Source organism: Catenovulum agarivorans YM01, assembly GCF_000281085.1.
Taxonomy (GTDB): Bacteria; Pseudomonadota; Gammaproteobacteria; order Enterobacterales; family Alteromonadaceae; genus Catenovulum; species Catenovulum agarivorans.
Map to the genome: position 1 here is coordinate 127,303 of NZ_JH767529.1, position 19,961 is coordinate 147,263.

The 19,961-nt window shown below is 40.3% G+C and carries 17 protein-coding genes and 1 pseudogene; 3 read left to right on the plus strand and 15 right to left on the minus strand.

The window, feature by feature from the left end:
* Positions 1-64: 64 nt before the first annotated feature.
* The 5 genes from WSC_RS0112860 to WSC_RS0112880 are packed head-to-tail and all read right to left on the minus strand — an operon-like array spanning position 65 to position 4,036.
* Positions 65-670, minus strand: a complete 606-nt coding sequence (locus tag WSC_RS0112860; protein ID WP_016956344.1) for an SCO family protein — start codon at positions 668-670, stop codon at positions 65-67.
* Positions 671-729: 59 nt separating this feature from the next.
* Positions 730-1,647 carry a heme o synthase gene (gene cyoE, locus WSC_RS0112865; RefSeq protein ID WP_016956345.1) on the minus strand — a complete coding sequence of 306 codons (918 nt, stop codon included), beginning with the start codon at positions 1,645-1,647 and terminating at the stop codon, positions 730-732.
* Entirely contained in the window at positions 1,644-2,708 is a 1,065-nt protein-coding gene (locus tag WSC_RS0112870; protein ID WP_016956346.1) for a COX15/CtaA family protein, read from the minus strand. The genes cyoE and WSC_RS0112870 overlap by 4 nt, the downstream gene beginning before the upstream one ends.
* Positions 2,709-2,717: 9 nt before the next feature.
* A complete protein-coding gene (locus tag WSC_RS0112875; RefSeq protein ID WP_016956347.1) occupies positions 2,718-3,287 on the minus strand; it encodes a hypothetical protein in 570 nt (189 codons plus the stop codon).
* Positions 3,260-4,036 (minus strand): SURF1 family protein, encoded by a 777-nt coding sequence (locus WSC_RS0112880; RefSeq protein ID WP_016956348.1) that lies wholly within the window; start codon positions 4,034-4,036, stop codon positions 3,260-3,262. Before WSC_RS0112880 ends, WSC_RS0112875 begins: the two co-directional genes overlap by 28 nt.
* Before the next feature lie 23 nt (positions 4,037-4,059).
* On the opposite strand from WSC_RS0112880, the gene WSC_RS0112885 reads away from it, so the two are divergent.
* Entirely contained in the window at positions 4,060-4,263 is a 204-nt protein-coding gene (locus WSC_RS0112885) for a DUF2909 domain-containing protein (RefSeq protein ID WP_016956349.1), read from the plus strand.
* A 246-nt stretch (positions 4,264-4,509) separates the two neighbouring features.
* On the opposite strand, the gene WSC_RS0112890 is transcribed toward WSC_RS0112885, so the two are convergent.
* The 5 genes and pseudogenes from WSC_RS0112890 to lexA form a co-directional block, all read right to left on the minus strand.
* Positions 4,510-5,394, minus strand: coding sequence for a cytochrome c oxidase subunit 3 (locus WSC_RS0112890; RefSeq protein WP_016956350.1), 885 nt, complete (start codon positions 5,392-5,394; stop codon positions 4,510-4,512).
* An 11-nt stretch (positions 5,395-5,405) separates the two neighbouring features.
* A complete protein-coding gene (locus WSC_RS0112895; protein ID WP_016956351.1) occupies positions 5,406-5,993 on the minus strand; it encodes a cytochrome c oxidase assembly protein in 588 nt (195 codons plus the stop codon).
* Positions 5,994-6,006: 13 nt separating this feature from the next.
* Positions 6,007-7,633 (minus strand): annotated as a pseudogene (ctaD, locus tag WSC_RS22730) (cytochrome c oxidase subunit I).
* 13 nt (positions 7,634-7,646) lie between these two features.
* The gene (gene coxB / locus WSC_RS0112905; protein WP_050996186.1) at positions 7,647-8,759 is read right to left on the minus strand and encodes a cytochrome c oxidase subunit II; all 1,113 of its coding nucleotides are present in this window, start codon (positions 8,757-8,759) and stop codon (positions 7,647-7,649) included.
* 383 nt (positions 8,760-9,142) lie between these two features.
* Positions 9,143-9,766: a transcriptional repressor LexA gene (gene lexA, locus WSC_RS0112910; RefSeq protein WP_026016837.1), complete on the minus strand. Its 624-nt coding sequence runs from the start codon at positions 9,764-9,766 to the stop codon at positions 9,143-9,145.
* Between the two features lie 153 nt (positions 9,767-9,919).
* Here lexA and WSC_RS0112915 point away from each other — a divergent pair, with 153 nt between their 5' ends.
* Positions 9,920-12,727, plus strand: a complete 2,808-nt coding sequence (locus tag WSC_RS0112915; RefSeq protein ID WP_016956353.1) for a DUF2339 domain-containing protein — start codon at positions 9,920-9,922, stop codon at positions 12,725-12,727.
* Positions 12,728-12,789: 62 nt separating this feature from the next.
* Positions 12,790-15,246 (plus strand): glycerol-3-phosphate 1-O-acyltransferase PlsB, encoded by a 2,457-nt coding sequence (gene plsB / locus WSC_RS0112920; protein WP_016956354.1) that lies wholly within the window; start codon positions 12,790-12,792, stop codon positions 15,244-15,246.
* A gap of 71 nt (positions 15,247-15,317) precedes the next feature.
* Here the strand turns inward: plsB and WSC_RS0112925 are convergent, their stop codons facing one another.
* The 5 genes from WSC_RS0112925 to WSC_RS0112945 all read right to left on the minus strand — a co-directional run bounded on the left by WSC_RS0112925 (position 15,318) and on the right by WSC_RS0112945 (position 19,952).
* Positions 15,318-16,211: a phosphoribulokinase gene (locus tag WSC_RS0112925; RefSeq protein WP_026016838.1), complete on the minus strand. Its 894-nt coding sequence runs from the start codon at positions 16,209-16,211 to the stop codon at positions 15,318-15,320.
* Between the two features lie 114 nt (positions 16,212-16,325).
* Positions 16,326-16,661: a hypothetical protein gene (locus WSC_RS0112930; RefSeq protein ID WP_169315476.1), complete on the minus strand. Its 336-nt coding sequence runs from the start codon at positions 16,659-16,661 to the stop codon at positions 16,326-16,328.
* On the minus strand, positions 16,624-17,325 hold the full coding sequence (locus WSC_RS0112935) for an AAA family ATPase (protein WP_016956357.1): 702 nt from the start codon (positions 17,323-17,325) through the stop codon (positions 16,624-16,626). Before WSC_RS0112935 ends, WSC_RS0112930 begins: the two co-directional genes overlap by 38 nt.
* A gap of 250 nt (positions 17,326-17,575) precedes the next feature.
* Positions 17,576-18,496, minus strand: coding sequence for an alpha-E domain-containing protein (locus tag WSC_RS0112940; RefSeq protein WP_016956358.1), 921 nt, complete (start codon positions 18,494-18,496; stop codon positions 17,576-17,578).
* A gap of 1 nt (position 18,497) precedes the next feature.
* Entirely contained in the window at positions 18,498-19,952 is a 1,455-nt protein-coding gene (locus tag WSC_RS0112945) for a circularly permuted type 2 ATP-grasp protein (protein WP_016956359.1), read from the minus strand.
* Positions 19,953-19,961 lie beyond the last annotated feature (9 nt).

The window sequence follows — 19,961 nt, forward strand, 5'->3', positions numbered from 1 at the left end:
ATTTCCTATGTACTTTTTATATTAGAAGGGCTTTTAGAAAAAACAAATTTGCGGAGAGTTTTTTTTAATTTTTTATTAAAGTATCAATCACTTTGATAATTTTCGGAAAGTCGATTTGGGCTGGTTTTGCACTAAAGTCTGGTTTGATAATCGCCTGTAATTCACCATTTGGATTAACCAACGACAAAGAAGCTGAATGATTCACTAGATAATCTTGTTCAGTCGAGTCGGACACAGCGTAAACCAAATTGAGTGCACGCGTAAATGGGAACAGCTGTGCATGTTCGGCTCGAACCGCTTTGAAATCAGCATTAAAAAATTCTATATATTGTTTAAGGCGTTCACTGCTATCACGCGCAGGGTCCGCACTAACCAACACCACTTGCACAGGCTGACTGAGTTGCTGTAATTGCGGATATATCCGATTTAAATCCATCAAGGTAGTAGGACAAATATCAGGGCAATATGTGTAACCAATAAAAAATATCGTCCACTTGCCCTGCAGTTGGCTGTTGCCGAATTCATCGCCAAATTGATCGGTCAATTTAAACTCTGGTAACAGCTTTGTTTTTGGATATATCAATACATTGTCAAATTCTTGTACCGATTGTTGCTGTGGTGAGCAAGCCAAAACAGCAAAACACACCATTATTAATGCTAAATAACGCACTTATATTCCAACTCTTCTGTATCTGTTAATGCAGGCAATATACCGACATAACAAGTAAACTAAAAGATAAAGTGATCAACCAACATGGCCACAAACAACCATAATAAGTGCCATATCGAGAATTTGAACATGGCGAACGCAGTATCAGCAGTTGCATGGTATTTAAGTTTATATGCGTATTGAATAAACCTAATATTGAGTCCTGTAACAACAGCCAGATAGAAGTAACTAAAAGTACCAGCCAGCCAAGGCAATATACATACTGCTGTTAACAACAGGGTATATAACAACACCATAGTTTTGGTGAATTCTACGCCATGAGTTACTGGTAACATTGGAATCTTGGCTTTGGCGTAGTCGTTCTTTCTATGAATGGCCAGAGCCCAAAAATGGGGTGGCGTCCATGTGAATATAATAAGTACCAACAATAAAGCATCTGGTGCAATATTATTGGTTACAGAAGTCCAGCCTAGTAGCGGCGGCATAGCGCCAGCTAGTCCACCAATCACAATATTTTGTGGTGTAGCACGCTTTAAAAACAGTGTGTAAACAACTGCATACCCAACTAAACTCGCAAGCGTAAGATAGGCGGTTAACGGGTTTATACCCGCGTAGAGAACTACAAAACCAATCACACCAATTAGCGCGGCAAAGGCCAAGGCTTGTATATGACTAACACGCCCTCTAACGATTGGGCGGCAGTGAGTGCGTGCCATCATGGCATCGACTTTAGCATCAACTACATGATTAATGGCCGCAGCAGAGCCAGACAATAAACCAATGCCGATTAAAGATAACAATAATACAGACACACTTGGCAGTTGTTCACTGGCAACTAGCATACCAACTACCGTGGTTAATAAAATCAGTGCGACCACTTTAGGTTTGGTTAATTCAAAAAAATCGCGCCAGTGGTGGATGCAGAATTTAGCTTGAATTCGCGCTTGGTCAAAACCACCAATTACTTTGTCACTCATGATAACTCCTTAACCGGCAATAATATTTGTGGAGACTGCTTTTGTTGTACTTGTACCTTGCTGATCAAACTGACTTTGTGCCAAGTAATAATTAAACTCGACAACAACAAGAGCGCAACAGCATTGTGTGCTACCGCCACAGCCAGCGGCAAACTCATCACCACATTACTGATGCCTAAACTAATTTGCATAAATAACAGCAAATTAATACTGATAAGCTGCTTAGTAAATATTTTTGCCCGCCACAACAACAGGCAGTACAAGAATAAACCTAAGGTCACGATAATAGCGCCCACTCTGTGGGTTACATGAATGGTCATACGTGCAGCATAATCTAAAACACCATATTGGTAGGTTTCAGCATGCGGTGTCGGTGAAAAGGCCTGGGCAAAGTCGAGTTTATTTTGCCAATCACCTTCACAAATAGGTAATTGAGTACAGGTTAATGCAGCATAGTTGGCTGCTGTCCAACCGCCCAAAGCAATTTGAATAATTAGCAAGCCAGTTGCGGCGGCAGTTGCTAGCATCAACTTGTTAGCCTGTACCCCACAGCTATGCTCGCCACTATCGGCTTTTTGTTTAACCAATCGTCTTTCTAATAAAACCAATAAAACAAATATGCTAAAACCGCCCAATAAATGCCCCATAACTATTATCGGCTTTAAGTCCATAGTAACGGTTAACATGCCTAAAATAGCTTGAAATATCACCAGCAATAACAACGCAGATGTATGGGTTGAAATAGCCGCTAGGCTGAATATTTTTTCTTCGCGCTGTTGTGATGTGCGAACCCCACCTATTGCCAATGCAAGAATGACTAAACCTAAAGTGCCGGCAAAATATCTGTGGATCATTTCGTTCCATGCTTTGTGATGTTCCACGGGTTGCTCAGGAAATCGCGCATGTGCAGTGTCGATTTGTTCTGCCGTTGGTACAGTTAAAAAACCATAACAGCCCGGCCAATCAGGACACCCCAACCCAGCTTCAGTTAAACGCGTGAAAGCGCCTAAAACTACCACCACAAAAGCCAATACAATTGCAAAACGGCTTAACCAGAGCATAAGCACTCCTTATCCGATTTTAGAAAGTTTTAGTAATTTTCGAAGGTCTGCCAGTATGGCTTTGCCAAGAATTTTATCTTGCTCAAGTTCTGTCGTTACTGACGAAGGCGTTTGCTCTAAACTATATTGCAAAATAATCTGCCCGAGTGGGTCGATAATATAAAAATGCCCGACTACTAACTGGGCGAGCCCAGTTGAATTAAGTTTTATCTGCGTAAGCTCAGTCTGCTTAGACAATGACTCAGTGCTAATCAAAGCAATTTCGCTGCGAGCTTGTTCTTTACCCAATGCAGCTCTAACTTGATTAAGCAAATACACAGCGTTGTCGCATTGGCGACAATTCTCATCAACAAAATAACTAATTATCCATTTGTTTTGCAGTTGCTCTGGCAGTTGTTGGTTATTAAGCGAAATCGCTGGCTGTAATAACACACCTTGATTGGTGACCGCTAAATTAAACCAATTAGCTTTAAGTGCCCACCAAGCAAATATCGCTGGCGCGATAAATACCACCACTAGTAACCATTTACTGATTGAGTTGTTCGCTTGATTTAACTGAAGATCGGCTGTTTTTTCCATGAGACTGCCTTTATTAATATTATTAGGTTTAGCGCGATTGCAAGTAAAAACCACTGTGCTGCATAAGCTGTATGTTTTTCTGGCGGCATATTGATTAGCGGCCGCTCAACCAACAGCGCATACGGTGATTTTTCATCCAATATACCCAGTATAGGCAATACTTGAGTTTTTGCCTGTTTTTCAATTAACTGAGATGAAATTTGTCCAACAAACTGCCAACCATCGCGCTGTTCAACTAGGATTGATGTAAATACATTATGCTGTAACGGTGTGATAAAGACCGTCAGTTCAACTTGCTGTGCTTGGCTCTGAACTTGAGCAAATTTAGCTTGCCAACTCTGCCAATCTTGCTGATTAGGTAGGCGCTGAGCGTTATAGCTAATCCAGCCAAAATCAATAAATAGCTTTGTTGTAAAATCTTGCGCTTCCATAACAAATGGCATAATTAAATTGCCACCTAATATATGATTATTAACTTGGTTATCGAGCACCCATAAATTTTGCGGCTCAAAACGACCACGCAGTTTAACTTGATGCGGATAAAAAGATTGTGTCGTGAGATTATTAAGATAGTTTGAATCGACCAGCTCAAGGCTAGGTTGACTGTTGAGGTTTTGTAAAATAAGCTCCTTTTCATTGGCGCGCGACAATTGCCATAAACCTAGGCTGACTAAAATGCCTGTTGAGACTAACCAAATTAACAGCGCAGTTGGGCGAATATGAAGATGTAAATTTGCCGCTATCTTCATTAAAACCTCGTTAGGGACAAAGTATGCTTAAAGTGATTATTGTTGTTTTATTATTCATTTCTATTTTTAGTTTATTCCGCGCGTTAATGGCTATGAGTAGAGACGATAAAAACCAACAGATGACTCGTAATCTAGGCCGCCGTGTAATGTTTTCAGCCCTCACCTTAGTTTTAATTGTTTTAGCACTGTCAATGGGCTGGATTGAACCAAATCAGCGCCCTTATTAACTTATGCATTGCTTACAGGCAACTCGCTAAGTATCAAACAACGCAAATCTTGAAGCATAATTTTCGCAAAACCGCTGTAAATATATCCCTATACGCTTCGCTTTTTCATCCATGAAAAAGAAATTTTGCTCTAAATTATCGCTTCAACACTTGCTCTGAGCTAACTTCAAACACGTTCAACTATGCTAAGCGTGCTGGAACAATGATTAGGAGCAAAACTTCAATCGCCATGGGCGAATCTAAACCCTACAGCACATATACAAAAACAAACAAACACAACCAAACTACATCAACAAAATGCCAATACCAACTTGCCGCTTGAAAAGCAAAATGGTTGTCTGGAGTAAAGTGCCCTTTCAACACCCGAAAATACATCACAATTAAAAACAGTGTGCCCAAGGTTACATGCATACCGTGAAAGCCGGTTAATAAGAAAAAGGTATTACCATACACGCCAGAGTCGAGCTTTAGCCCTAAATCTCGATACGCATGAATGTATTCCTCAACTTGCAGGAATAAAAATATGCAACCTAGCACTATAGTGAGCAGCAACATATTAGATAACTGTTTGCGCTTATTTTGCTCTAAACCCACATGGGCAAAATGCACTGTTACCGACGATACAACCAGTATGATAGTGTTGATTAGAGGTAAACCCATTGGCCCCATAGCTTGGGTCGTTGTGCCATCTGGTGTTGTTGTTAATGGCCACATAGCTTGAAAGTTAGGCCATAACACCACATTAGTCATTTCGTTGTTGCCTGCACCACCAAGCCATGGAACTGAAATCATACGCGCGTAAAACAAAGCACCGAAAAACGCGGCAAAAAACATCACTTCAGAGAAAATAAACCAGCTCATGCCTTGGCGGTAAGAAACGCCAAGCTGCTGGCTATGTAGACCCGTTCGCGATTCGATCACTTGGTCTCTAAACCAGCCTATCATCATGAATAACACAGCAATTATGCCAACAATTAGCACCCATTTACCCCAGCCTGCTTCACCCGTTTTGCCCAACTGCGCAACTAAAGTACCTGCGCCAACAGCAATTAAAAACAACGCAATTGCCCCTAATATTGGCCAAGGGCTTTGTGCTGGTACGTAATATTCCGTGTGTTCAGTTTGTGACATGGTTAAGCCTCCTAATACAAGGTATAAGCTAAAGTCATTTGCAATACATCTTTGGGCATATCTGTGTCCAAATAAAATTGCATAACAAATTCGCTTTGTTGATTCGCTGCAATAAGCTGTTGTTCAAAACAAAAACACGCAGTTTTATGTAAATACAAACCAGCTTGCCCGGGTGATATCGAAGGAATAGCTTGTACATATTTAGCTTGTTTCGACACATTAGTTATACGAAACCTAGCTTCAGCCATTTGCCCCGGATGCACCCGCAAAACTTTATCAATAGGTTCAAATAAAATGGCACCACCAGCTTGGCTGATGGTCATCATTTCTAATTTTATTGAGCGGGATAAATCTATGTTGTTTTGCTCTGCCTGTGTTAATGGTGCCACCAAATTTTGCCCTTCAATACCTTGAGCTTTTTCTGGGCTTTTTTGATATATGCGGCCATTAATTCCTGTGATATCACAAAAGACGTCGTACAGAGGCACCAAAGCAAAACCAAAACCAAACATTAATACAGTCGCCAGCAACAAGCGTTTAACCAAACGGCTATTTGCTTGTTGCACTTGCTGCTCTGTTGATGACATTGGCTCTGACATTTAATCCACCTGCTTAATCTTGAATCTTCGGTGGTGTGCTAAAGGTGTGGTAAGGCGCTGGTGATGCAACCGTCCACTCCAAACCTTCCGCACCATCCCATACTTGATTGTCCACTGGCTCACCTTGTTTTTTACTGGCTTTTATCAATACAGCTAAGAAAATAAGTTGTGATAAACCAAAGGCAAAGCCACCCAAACTAATAATTTGGTTCCAATCAGCAAATTGAATTGAATAGTCCGGAATACGTCTTGGCATACCGGCCAAACCAACAAAATGCATTGGGAAAAACAGCACATTAACGGAAATAAGTGAACACCAAAAAATGTAATTTGGCTAAACCAACGTCATACATAACGCCTGTCCACTTAGGCAACCAATAATAAGCAGCAGCAATTAACGAGAAAATTGCACCTGTGACCAACACATAATGGAAATGAGCGACAACAAAATAAGTGTCGTGATATTGGAAATCAACCGGGGTAATCGCCAACATCAAGCCAGAGAAGCCACCAAAAGTGAATAACACAATAAAGGCCAGAGAAAACAGCATGGGCACTTCGTAAGAAATTGCGCCGCGCCACATAGTCGCGACCCAGTTAAATACCTTAACGCCGGTCGGCACGGATATCAGCATGGTGCAATACATAAAAAACAGTTCAGCGTAAACCGGCATGCCTGTAGTAAACATATGGTGTGCCCACACGACAAAACTTAAACCCGCTATAGATACTGTGGCATACACCATAGAGGTATAACCAAAAAGTTTTTTACGGCTGAAGGTCGGCACTATGGTGGAGATAATACCAAATGCCGGCAAAATCATAATATAGACTTCAGGGTGACCAAAAAACCAAAAGATGTGCTGGAACATTACAGGGTCACCACCACCTGCAGCGTCAAAAAACGAGGTACCAAAAAACTTATCGGTTAACACCATAGTCACAGCGCCGGCTAACACAGGCATAACCGCAATTAATAAAAATGCAGTGATCAGCCAAGTCCAGACGAACAATGGCATTTTTAACCAAGTCATGCCCGGAGCACGCATATTCCAAATGGTAACAATTACGTTAATTGCGCCCATAATCGACGAAATACCCATAATATGCACAGAAAACACAAACAAAGCTGTACTATCGCCACTATAAGTAGTGGATAAAGGCGCATAAAAAGTCCAACCAAATGCAGGACCACCACCTTCAACGAATAAACTCGCGAGTAGAATTAAAAAAGCAAAAGGCAAAATCCAAAAACTTAAGTTATTCATCCGAGGTAAAGCCATATCTGGTGCACCTATCATCATAGGTATCATCCAGTTAGCTAAACCAGTAAACGCAGGCATAACTGCACCAAACACCATAATCAAACCATGCACTGTGGTCATTTGATTAAAAAAGTGTGGTTCAACAATTTGTAATCCAGGTTGGAACAATTCGGCACGAATGACCATAGCCATAGCGCCACCGGTTAAAAACATAATAAAGGCAAACCATAAATATAAGGTGCCAATATCTTTGTGATTAGTTGTATATAACCAACGTTTTATCCCTTTAGCAGGACCGTGGTGTGCATGGTGCGAATCATGTCCGTGGTCAGATTCGTGCGCAGCAGTGTCTTGAGTGCTAGTCACTGAATTCATACATTAATCTCCCTTATTCGCCCTGATTGATAAATTGATGGACATCTTTTGGTTGAACTAAATCGCCGGAGTTTATACCCCAAGCGTTGCGCTCGTAGGTAACCACTGCAGCAATTTGTTTTAAACTCATCTGTTTAGCAAAAGCTTGCATGGCCGTACCTTTTTTACCATTAACCACAATATCAATATGGCCGTTTACATCACCCAAGGTTATTGGGCTGTTAATTAATGATGGAAATACCCCTGGCAATCCAGCGCCATTGGCTTGATGACAAGCCGCACAGTACCCCATGTATGCCGCTTCACCTTCTTTCATCAACTCTTCAAAGCTCATGTTCATTGCCAATAATCTAGCTTCTTCTGCGGCAGCAGCAGCTTTAAGCGCTTTTTGCTGCGCCATCCACTCATCAAACTCTTCTGGTGGCAAAGCTTTGACCACTACAGGCATAAAACCATGATCTTTACCGCATAATTCAGCACATTGACCACGGTAAATGCCGGGTTCGTTTACGCGAGTCCAAGCTTCATTAATAAAACCAGGGTTTGCATCTTTTTTCACAGCAAAATCAGGCACCCACCAACTATGAATTACATCATCTGAAGTCATTAAAAAACGGACTTTGCGGTTGGTTGGAATGACTAGCGGTTTATCCACCTCGAGTAAATAGGTGTCCCCTTTTACCCATTTATTTTGGATTTGCTCCATTGGCGTCGACATCAAACTATAAAACTCAATGTCATCATCTAGGTATTTGTAATGCCATTTCCACTGTGAGCCAGTCACCACTATGCTAATGTCAGATTCGGAAGCATCTTCCATTTCAAACAAGGTTTTAGTGGCGGGGACTGCCATACCAATCAAAATGAAAAACGGCACTATAGTCCATGCCACCTCGACTTTGAGGCTTTCATGAAAATTAGCCGCTTTTACCCCACGTGACTTTCGGTGAAACACCATAGCCCATAGCATTACACCAAATACAGCAACACCAATGGCGATACAGATATAAAATATCGTCATATGCAGGTCATAAACTTTTTGGCTTATGTCAGTCACGCCAACCGGCAAGTTTAAATCACTCCGCTCGCTTGAGGCTAAACTCACAAAAGATAAACTGGACGCCATAACAGCGAAGATAGATGCAACAACTCTTTTGACCACAGCTAAAACTCCTTGTTTTTTTGCTGATCAATTGGCGTGAATAAACTAGATTGTTAGCGCAACAATTCCCACATCAATTAATACAGCATTAGTTTTATTTTATGACTGCGTATGCAAACATGTGTTTACATAGGTTATGAATAAAAAATAGACAAGGTTTTGCATTAGATCCAATAACAAACAAAAATATTTTTATTTTTTAACAATTAAGCGAGGGGATTTATTGAATATTTGTTGAAAGGGAAAAGTAGAAATAGGCAAGAATATAGCAATAAAGCGGAGTGCGAGGTAAATAACCACTAAACACTCGACTTTATTACACAAAAAAGACTAGGGGAAAATTTTAACTAAAAACCACCTGTACTTCTCACAACACCAACAGCTAAACCTTCAATGGCAAAAGGTGTTGTAGTTAAATCAACTTCAATTGGCGCAAAGTCAGGATTTTCTGCGATCAAGGTCACTTTATGGCCTTTTTGCTGGTAACGCTTAACAGTTACATCATCTTCAACACGAGCAACCACCACTTGACCATTTTGAGCTGTTTGCGTTTTATGCACAGCCAACAAGTCGCCGTCTAGAATACCGACATCTACCATACTGTCGCCGTGTACACGCAGTAAAAAGTCAGCGTTTGGTCTAAACAATGCAGGATCAACTTTATAGTGTTGTTCAACATGTTCAGTAGCCAAAATTGGGCTACCAGCCGCAACACGGCCAATGAGCGGTAAACCTTCTTCTTCAACTAAGTCACCATCTTGGGCGACTAAACGAATACCACGTGAAGTACCTGCCATAATCTCAATCACACCTTTTTTCGCTAACGCTTTTAAGTGTTCTTCTGCGGCATTGGGTGATTTAAAACCTAAAATTTTCGCTATTTCAGCACGCGTTGGTGGCATGCCAGTTTCTTGAATATTGTCTTTTATCAGCTGTAATATTTCGCTTTGTCTTGGCGTGAGTGGGCGCATAACAATGTTTATCCATACAGTACAAAGTACTGTCAGTATATACAGGCCAGATAAAAACACAAGCTAACTTTTAGCATTAAATAACATGTAAGAGTCAAATAAGGGATGTGCTACACTCATGTTGTGACTACAAATAAATAACTAGCAGAATTCATGGAAGAAGAAATTACACAACTACAAAAAGAATTAGCCCAACTTAAAAGCCAATTTAACCAAAAAATTGCTGATGTTGAACTTAGGTTGAATGCTCTTGTCGTCAAACAATCTAACCACTCCCCCACAAATATTGAAGTCAGCCATAGTGCTAAAGTAGACGAGGCTCCCGAGGCAATTTTCGATGCGAGTGTTGATAACACCCAAACAAAAACCAAACGCCCAACAAAGCTAAGTGTATTTATCACTTCACTCTTGCATATTATCTTTGAATGGTTTGCACCTGTTTACAATATTTACCTTTCTTATAAACAGCGCGGCATATTGGCAACTTTGCTCTTGACGGTAACAGGTATTGGATTAACGCTCGCTGGCTTTGCCTATTTAATGCAGTTGGTTATTGATCAGCTCGGTGCTGACAGTAAAGCCTTGTTGATGTGCATAGCTGCTTTATTCGTAATGGCAGTCGGAATTGGCTTAAAACTGAAAACGCGTTTTGATGAATTTGCTTCAGCAATCGTCGCTTTAGGCTTACTTCTAAGTTATACCACAGTATATTTTTCAGGCAGCGTATATAACTTGTTGCCTGAGCTTTGGGTGTTCCTGTTATATTTAATGATAGCCTCATTATGTCATACGCTCGCCTTGTGGTTGAATACAAAAGTAGTCAGTGCTTTAGGTATAATAGGTATTGCGATCATGCCAATCTTGTCTAATACCTTAAGCTTAGACCCTTTATACTATTTGTTATCACTAACATTTATTACAACTAGCAGTTTGTTGTTAGCCTATAAATACTTAGGTCAATGGTTGGCAAACCTGACGCTGGCCTTTTCTATCGCGTCAATCGAGTGGCTAATAAATATCGATAATATGCTGATCCCGCAATGGACTGTTGAACTCCTTTATTTAGTCTATTTTGCCTACATAGTTGCATCACTATACAGTAGACAAAAACCTGCTAAAGCCGCGCTTATTTTCCTCGCCACCGGCTTAGGCGCTTTTATATTGTTAAGTTGGCAAATCCCGACCCATTCACAATTAGTATTAAATGTCAGCTTAGGTTTCAATGCTTGTTTAGCCGCAGCAACAACCTGGATTTTTTATCGGTTTAATCGCCAGGTAGCAGCTATATTTTTGCTGATGTCTGCTGTCTGGATAGCAATGCTAATAATAAGTATGTTCAGCAATTCTTATTGGGGGATTGCCGGCGTGGTAGAAGGACTCATGTTACTGTTTATCGGACGACAGTATTCGATGCGCTCCAGCATAAATCAGGGACAAATACTGACAGTTGTCGCTATCATTTATTCGCTGGCGGCACTCAGCCAATATTTCCCATTACCTGCTTTGGCTACACTAGATGGTTGGATCATATCTTTGTTTATTTTGTTGAGTATGGCAATTTGGTGTCGCTTAATTACTAACAGGCGTGTCTTTAACAATTTCAGCAAAAACACCATCAAACCTAACTTACAGCTAATTGAAATTATTTGGCTAACAATTTTGCTTATTTGTGCTGGCGCTATTTATTTGGGTGATTACACTGGTGCTTTAGTACTTGTGCTGCAAGGTTTAATCTTATTGAGAGCAAAACATTGCAAACAAGTTGCTATCGAAATTTTTGCTGCCGCTCTGATCATTGTGCCGCTCGCTTATATAGTCAAAGGAAAGTTACAAGTAGATAGTTTCCATTTTATGCAATTGCCTATTTACGCCAAACTAGCAACAATTTCAGCATTCTTACAACTGTGGTTATGGTCTGAATTTTATCGTCGCTATCACCCGACAAGTGCAATAAGTCACTACGCGGAACACGCCAGAATTCTATTTTATCTGTTAATCCCTGTTTGTTGGTTAGCGTCAGCTTATAGACGTTGGGAGCTAGATATATTAACCCTACTTTGGCTATCACCTGCACTTGCATTTTGGCTAGCACAAAAAGTTAAACACCAATATCTTCACCAACAAACAAAAGTATTAACCATATTAAGTTGTTTAATATTAATAGTCGCAACTCTGCAGCTAAACGCGCTAAACAGCATGGTTGCGATATCGGGTTACACAGCCTTCTTCACCACAGCTTATTTTCTGAATAAACGAGCCCAACATCCGACACAAGAATTAATTTGTAGTTGGGGATTAATAACCTTAGGTTTTGTCCTACCACAACTCGTTGTAAATTTTACCAATGAGGCTTTTTATGGTTTTGTCACTGCTGCAGTTTATTGGGCTATGCTGTTAAATATACTCACTATATCCAGATATGCGCATAACAATGCTTCGCTGATAGCTGTAACTAACTTAATCATTATTTGCATCAGTTGGCTGCTTATTTTCTTTGAAGCTCGTTACGCCGCCATACCTGCAATCTTTGTTGCAATAGCATTATATAAAAAGTCTAGTCGATTTATGCAGTCTCCTTTTGGTAGTCGGCTAAAAGCAAAAACAGAGTTATTGTTACACTCTATCTTGGCGACCACATATGTTCTGCTATTGTCACAATTAAATAACTACAAACTCGACTTGTTAATTGCGCCTTTATTGGCAATTCATGGCGCAGCAATCCTCTTTACTCAAGATAAACAAGTTAGCACGGTTCGATTTAGTTTTGCGTTAATTGCTTTAGGCATTGCTAAACTGGCAATAGTTGATGCGGCTAATGCTTTATTATGGCAAAAAGTCATTTTGTTTATGGGAATCGGCATATTTATTTTGCTCGCTACATTTTGGTATCAAAAATTAATCAGCGGTAAAGTAAACCAACACCAAGTTGAGCAGCCCGAACAAATATCCGTAGAAAGATAAGTATGTGTAGAGTGAAGTTGCCGTGCTACAATAACGGCAAATTTTTTTCTACTTGTTCTTAGATGACTGACTACAAAAAGCTATTCAGCTATTTAATTGAATACCCCACACGCTTGTTTACAAAGTCAAAATTGGTATTAGGCCAATTTGATAAACTCGCACAAGACTGTGGTACACAGCCAATTTTTTATGTATTAAAACACGACTCGATAACCGATTTATTGGTGTTAAAACGAGCCTGTAGCAAAGCTGGTTTACCTAGCCCATTTAAACCGGTAAAAATTGGTGAACAGCTGTTTCGCCGCTACGTGTGTTTAGATAAATTACAACCTGTATTACAAAAATCGTCCGGTGAAACCGACGCAAAAGCCCAAATACAAACCGTATTGGATTTGCACACAACCAATACTGATTTAGATGCTAAACTTGTGCCTTGTTTTGTCGCATGGGGACGCTCACCAGGTGTTGAAACCAACAACATAAAAACCTTGTTCAACGACCAAAGAAAACCTAGTTGGTTGAAAAAATTCTTTATCGTATTATTTTCCGGTCGAGACAACTTCATTTCAATAAATGAACCACTATCCATTCGTCATGTTGTTGAAAACTATGGTTCAGATGCTGAAATCAGCCATAAATTGTTACGTGTTGCGCGTTTTCATTTCCAACGTCAACGTCTTGCTATGGCAGGACCCCGTTTATGGCAACGCGATAATTTAATAACTTCGTTGTTAGCTTCTCCTGTGATTAAAAAAGCAATTGAAGACGAAGCGAAAAGTAAAAATATTTCAATCGAAAAAGCCCGGCAAACAGCAAAAGTGTATTTAGACGAAATGTCCGCCGACTATCGTGAAAGCCACATTAGACTACTTGATCGTATTATGACTTGGGTTTGGAACAAACTCTATTCTGGTCTTGAAGTTAAAAATGGCGATGCTGTACGTAAACTCGCACAAGAAGGCCACGAACTTATCTATGTACCTTGTCATCGCAGCCATATGGATTACCTACTGCTCACTTATGTAATTTATTATCAAGGTTTAGTGCCCCCTCATATCGCAGCTGGGGTTAATTTAAACTTTTGGCCTATGGGTCCAATATTCCGTCGTGCCGGTGCGTTTTTTATCCGCCGCTCATTCCGCGGCAATAAACTTTATTCAGAGACATTTCGTGAATATTTAGCACAGCTCATTAGTAAAGGTTATGCCATCAAGTTTTATCCTGAATCAGGCCGTTCGCGCACAGGGCGTTTATTAAAACCTAAAACCGGCATGTTGGCTATGACAGTGCAAACCATGCTAAGAAATCTTGAACGACCAGTCACCTTAGTACCTGTATATATAGGTTACGAGCACGTCATGGAAGTAAAAACTTATTTGCGTGAATTAAAAGGTGAAAAGAAGAAAAAAGAGTCATGGTTACATTTATTTTCTATCTTAAAAAATTTACGTCACTTCGGTAGAGGTTATGTAAATTTCGGTCAGCCAATTCAACTGAATAAAGATATGACTGAATATCAAGCTGATTGGAAAAAAGATTGTGATCCCTATTACCCACCTAAACCAGCTTGGTTAAATGGTTACATCACTGACTTAAGTGAAAAAATAATGCGCAATATCAACCATGCGGCGGCTTTAAATGGCGTGACCTTAACCGCAATGACATTGGCTCTTGCCAACAAACAAACGCTTTTCAGAGACGATTTAGAGTCGCAATTAGCTTTACTGATAGATTTACACAAAAATGACTCTCCATTTAACAATATGACATTGCCGCCAGAAGATAATGTTGTTGATCTGGTCAACAACGCATTAAAAATGGAAAAGTTTGTTGAAGAAAAAGGTGAACAAATTACGGTTGGCATAGCGACAGAACAAGTTGTAGAAATGAGTTATTATCGCAATAACATTATTCACTTGTACGTTATTCCTTCTATCATTGCGGCTATCTTGCTGGAAAACGCTAGCGTTGACAAACAACAAATCTACCAAGTTGTTCAGCAGATAGCACCTATACTCGGCAACGAGTACTTCTTTAGTGTTGATGAAACAGCATTAAACAAGCACATAGACCATTGTTTGCAAACAATGCAAAATTACCAAGTGATCGACCTGCAAGGCGAGAAAGTGTCTGCTGTAGACCATGCTCAACCACCATATTTACAGCTACATTTGCTTAGTTTGATTGCACAAGAAACCCTACAAAGATACGCTATTGTGCTGCAAACCTTAGAAGCTCACCCGAATGGATTAAGCCGCTCTGAGCTTGAGCGCACAGCGCAAGAAGCAGCTAAATATTTAGCAAAAATGCATGATATTAAAGGGCCAGAATTTACTGACAAATCTATCTTGACTCAATTTGTTGGAGAGTTAAAAGACAGAGAGCTGATTGTCATTAAAGAAGAAGGACGTTTTATTGCATCGCCTGCATTGGCTCAACTAGCGGAAGTGATCTTCGATTTAATTGATGGTGATGTGTTTAATACCATACGCCATGCTTCTGCCGATAAAGGTGAATAAGCCCCTTTGTCGCGAATCATAACTGAGGACAGCAAACAGCTGTCCTCATTTTTCCAGTTACATCCCCTTTGCTAGCGCAATAACCAATCTGTAGGGGTGATTTTTTTACCTTTGCGTTTCATTAAATCTTCAATTAGCGGGGTAATAATCAACTCCATAGCCAAGCCCATTTTGCCACCGGGCACAACCATAGTATTCACTCTCGACATAAAAGCGCCATCAATCATATTTAAATAATATGGGAAGTCGACACCTTTGGTACCTCGAAAACGGATCACAACAAAACTTTCATCTAAGCTTGGAATATCTTTCGCCGAGAATGGGTTAGAGGTATCAACTGTAGGTACACGCTGAAAGTTAATATGGGTACGGCTAAATTGCGGGGTAATATAATTTATATAGTCGTCCATACTGCGTACAATAGACGCCATCACAGCTTCATGGCTATGACCTCTGTCAGTTGTGTCGCGAATAATTTTTTGAATCCATTCCAAGTTAACAATAGGCACCATGCCTATCAGCAAATCAACTTGCTCAGCGACATTTACCTCATCATTAACCACACCACCGTGTAAACCTTCATAGAACAGCAAGTCAGATTCAGGTAGTTCCTGCCAAGGAGTAAAGGTACCCGGCATTTGATTATACGGCACTGCTTCATCAAACGAGTGTAGATAACGGCGTAAACGGCCACTACCACTATCGCCGTAAGTTTTAAACAGCTCTTCTAGCAAAGCAAAATCATTTGCTTCAGGGCCAAAATAGCTAATATGACGACCTTGCTCTTCAGCTTTACGGATTTCAACTTCCATTTCAGCACGGGTAAATCGATGGAAGCTGTCACCTTCCACCTCTGCGGCTTTAATATCGAAACTACGAAATATATGGCGAAACGCCTTAGTTGTAGTTGACGTGCCTGCGCCCGACGAGCCAGTAATCGCAATAATAGGATGCTTTGCTGACATACACTGGTTACTCAAGACATAAATTAAGATGCCTAATTTAACCACAGTCGGCATAGAAAAAGCGACACTAAATCGAAATTTCCACGTTAACTACAACAATTAAATAGAGCTAAATTATAGCTGGGCCAATATTGCTCGCTGCTCACTGTCACTCAGTTCAGAAAATTGACTAATCAGGGCGCGAATGAGCTTAGACTTATTGGTCTGATGTGTTTCAGCTAATAAGTTTAGCTCTGCAATGCAATCAATATTCAACGAAAATGTCGCATTTTTACGCGCAGATAGTTCACTCATCCCTTTGTCATTTTTACCATCTACCACAGTTAATTGTGGTGGAAAGATAAAACTTTGCCGTCCGTGGGTATAGTTATCTACATCATCAATAAAATCATCTACGTCAAATTCAGCTAACTTATACGGCTTTGAGCAAGTTTTCTTCAGATCGGCCATGCCCATAATCATCTACCTCAATTGGCAAGTTCATCACTTCTTGAATAATCGAACGAATTTCTTCAGCGGCTTTTCCTTGCGGATCTTGTTCAATCACTGAAGAGCCTTGTTCTTCGCTATCGTCATAAACATTGCGGCTAAAAGTCACTGAATTGAGTACATTTAAACCATAACTTTTACAGACGTCTTTAGCTTCAAGAATTCGATTGGCTTGATTAGGCAATGACGGACATTGCGTCATAACCACAGCTTCGCGCATGTTGGGGTTGATCATTTTACAAGTATTAATCAGCTCTTCGACATGCGGGACAGTTTTTAAATCACGACGTTTTGGACGCATTGGGATTAATACGTGAGTTGCTACCGAAAGTGCTGAACGCAAAGTTGCACTGTCTCGGCCACCACAGTCAATAATGACACAATCGTAATTACGTTCAAATCCTTGCAGTTCATAACGAACTTTACCAAACAATTGCACACAACTGATCCATTCAAGTTCAGGGCTGCTATGGCGGGTTTGGATCCAATCTGATGTGGTTTTTTGCGGGTCACAATCTACTAACATTACGTTAGCGCCTTTTTCTTTGGCTAAATATACTGCGATGTTTTGTGCTAAGCAGCTTTTACCACTGCCGCCTTTTTCTCCACCAACTAACAAAATCATAACTACTATCCTCTTGGTACAAGCAACGAAGACCACTTCGCTACCAATGAATATATGAACAACAAACCATTTGTTGCTTATACAGTGTAGCCAGAGTTGATTTCTTTTGTTAGATCATTTTGGAACTAAAACAGTTTATTTTATAACCAGCTCACAAAATAAAAATTAAATTCTGCTAATCAATAAAATAGCCTAACTGCAAACTTACATTACGCTGTCAATTAGGCTGTTATATTCACGCGAGCAAACTTTATTTCAAAAAGTACAGCTTAGCCAGTTTGCTGTGCACATGTGCAAGCTCTATTTGAATATCATCCATAAATTTGTGTAGCTCTCCATTTTTCAGTTTACGTACATTTGCATGCGTCAGCTGTTTTTTTGCTTGCTCAAATATACTGTTTAATTGCTCTGAGTTAGGTACAGGGTTAATCAGCTGTTCAAGCTCATTTAAACAATATAAAACCGAACGTGGGAATACTTCACTGTGCAACATAAACTCAAGGACATCTTCGCGCCTGACGCGTATGCCCATTTGTTGGCGATACATTTGGTAGGCGCTGAAAGAGCGTAATACGCTGATCCATTGAATATTCTCAAATGGGCGATTAACATCTGACTCAATTAGACTGGCTGAACGCACATCTAAAATACGCGTGGTCATATCTGCACGTTCTAAAATTGAACCAAAGCGGATAAAACGATAACCAATATCATGGTTTATCGTTGCATCTAGCGCCCCAAATATTAGGTGCGCTTGTTCGATAACATGTTTTAAATAACTAAAACGACCACGTTTACCTAAACCTTCGTTTTGATTTTCTTTTACATACAAATATAACGAGTTAATACCTTCCCACACAGCACGTGGAATAACATCGCGCACTGTGCGAGCATTTTCGCGTGCTAACCACATTGAATTAAGAATCGACGAAGGATTTTGCCCACCAACCAATAAGAACTTAATTGCGCTTCTATCACTACACTCTTTATGGTTTTGATAAAAAGCTTCTTTTGCGCCAATAATGTCGATAATGGGTTCCCAGCCGGTTGATATACCTTTAGGTAAATCCATCAACAATAGGTTATTTACATTGACCAAACGCGCAACGTTTTCTGCCCGTTCAACATAACGTGCAGTCCAATATAGGGTTTCAACCACTCTTGATAACATGTTATTGACCCTCCGTATCGACTATCCAAGTATCTTTACTGCCACCACCTTGTGATGAATTAACCACTAGCGAACCTTTAACCAAAGCCACACGGGTTAAGCCACCTGTCGTTACTTGGATATCATCGCCGCTAGACAATATAAATGGGCGTAAATCAACATGGCGACCTTCTACATGGTCATCTACTAAAGTTGGCACTGTCGATAAACTCAAAGTTGGCTGCGCGATATAATTGCGCGGATCAGCTTTAATGCGTTTAATACACTCTTGATGCTCTTTTTTAGTCGCTTTTGGCCCTATCATCAAACCATAACCACCAGACTCATTGGCAGGTTTGACCACCAGCTCATCAATATGCTCAATCACATAAGCCAGTTCATCTTTATTCATGCACTTGTAAGTTGGCACGTTCGGCAACTTAATTTCTTCATCCAAATAATATTTGATGATTTCTGGTACAAACGAATACACTACTTTGTCGTCAGCAACCCCAGCACCTGGCGCATTCACCAAAGCGACGTTGCCTTTTTTCCATGCGCGCAATAAACCAGCAACACCTAACATTGAATCAGGGTTAAAAGCTTCTGGGTCTAAGAATAAATCGTCAATGCGGCGGTAAATAACATCGACACGCTTCAAGCCATAAATGGTGCGCATATATACGCAATCGTCATCTTTTACCAGTAAATCGCGGCCTTCAACTAACTCGCAGCCCATTTCTTGCGCTAAATAACAATGTTCAAAATAGGCGGAGTTATAGATACCAGGCGTTAACACCACCACTTCTGGCGTGTCTTCACTACGCGGCGACATATTGGCTAGCATATCAAACAACTGGGATGGGTAATCATGCACAGGGGCAATTTCTAATTGCTCAAATATTTCAGGAAAAACCCGCTTCATCACTGAGCGGTTTTCAATCATATAAGACACACCTGAAGGTACACGCAAGTTGTCTTCAAGCACGTACATTTGCCCTTTGCCATCACGTACTAAGTCAGAGCCACAAATGTGCGCCCAAATGCCTTTTGGTGGATTAATGCCAACACATTGTTTGCGAAAGTTGACTGATTTGGATAACAACTCAGCGGGAAAAATGCCATCTTTGATGATTTGTTGTTTATGATATAAATCGTCGATAAACAAATTGAGCGCATGTACCCGTTGTTTTAAGCCAGCTTCAACTTGTTGCCACTCTTTTTTACAAATCACCCTAGGTACTATATCCATAGGCCAAGACCTGTCGATATTCGAACCTTCGCTATACACAGTAAAACTTATGCCCATTTCTTTGATAGCAAAGTCTGCTGCAGCTTTAGCTGTGTTTAACTCATCTTTTTTTAGCTTGGCTAGATAGTCCGCTAATATTTCACACTGTTTTCTTGCTCTACCATCAGAACCAATTAACTCATCATAAAATGGTTTGGTTTGATATTTTTGCCACTCAATTGCCATGGCGAACTC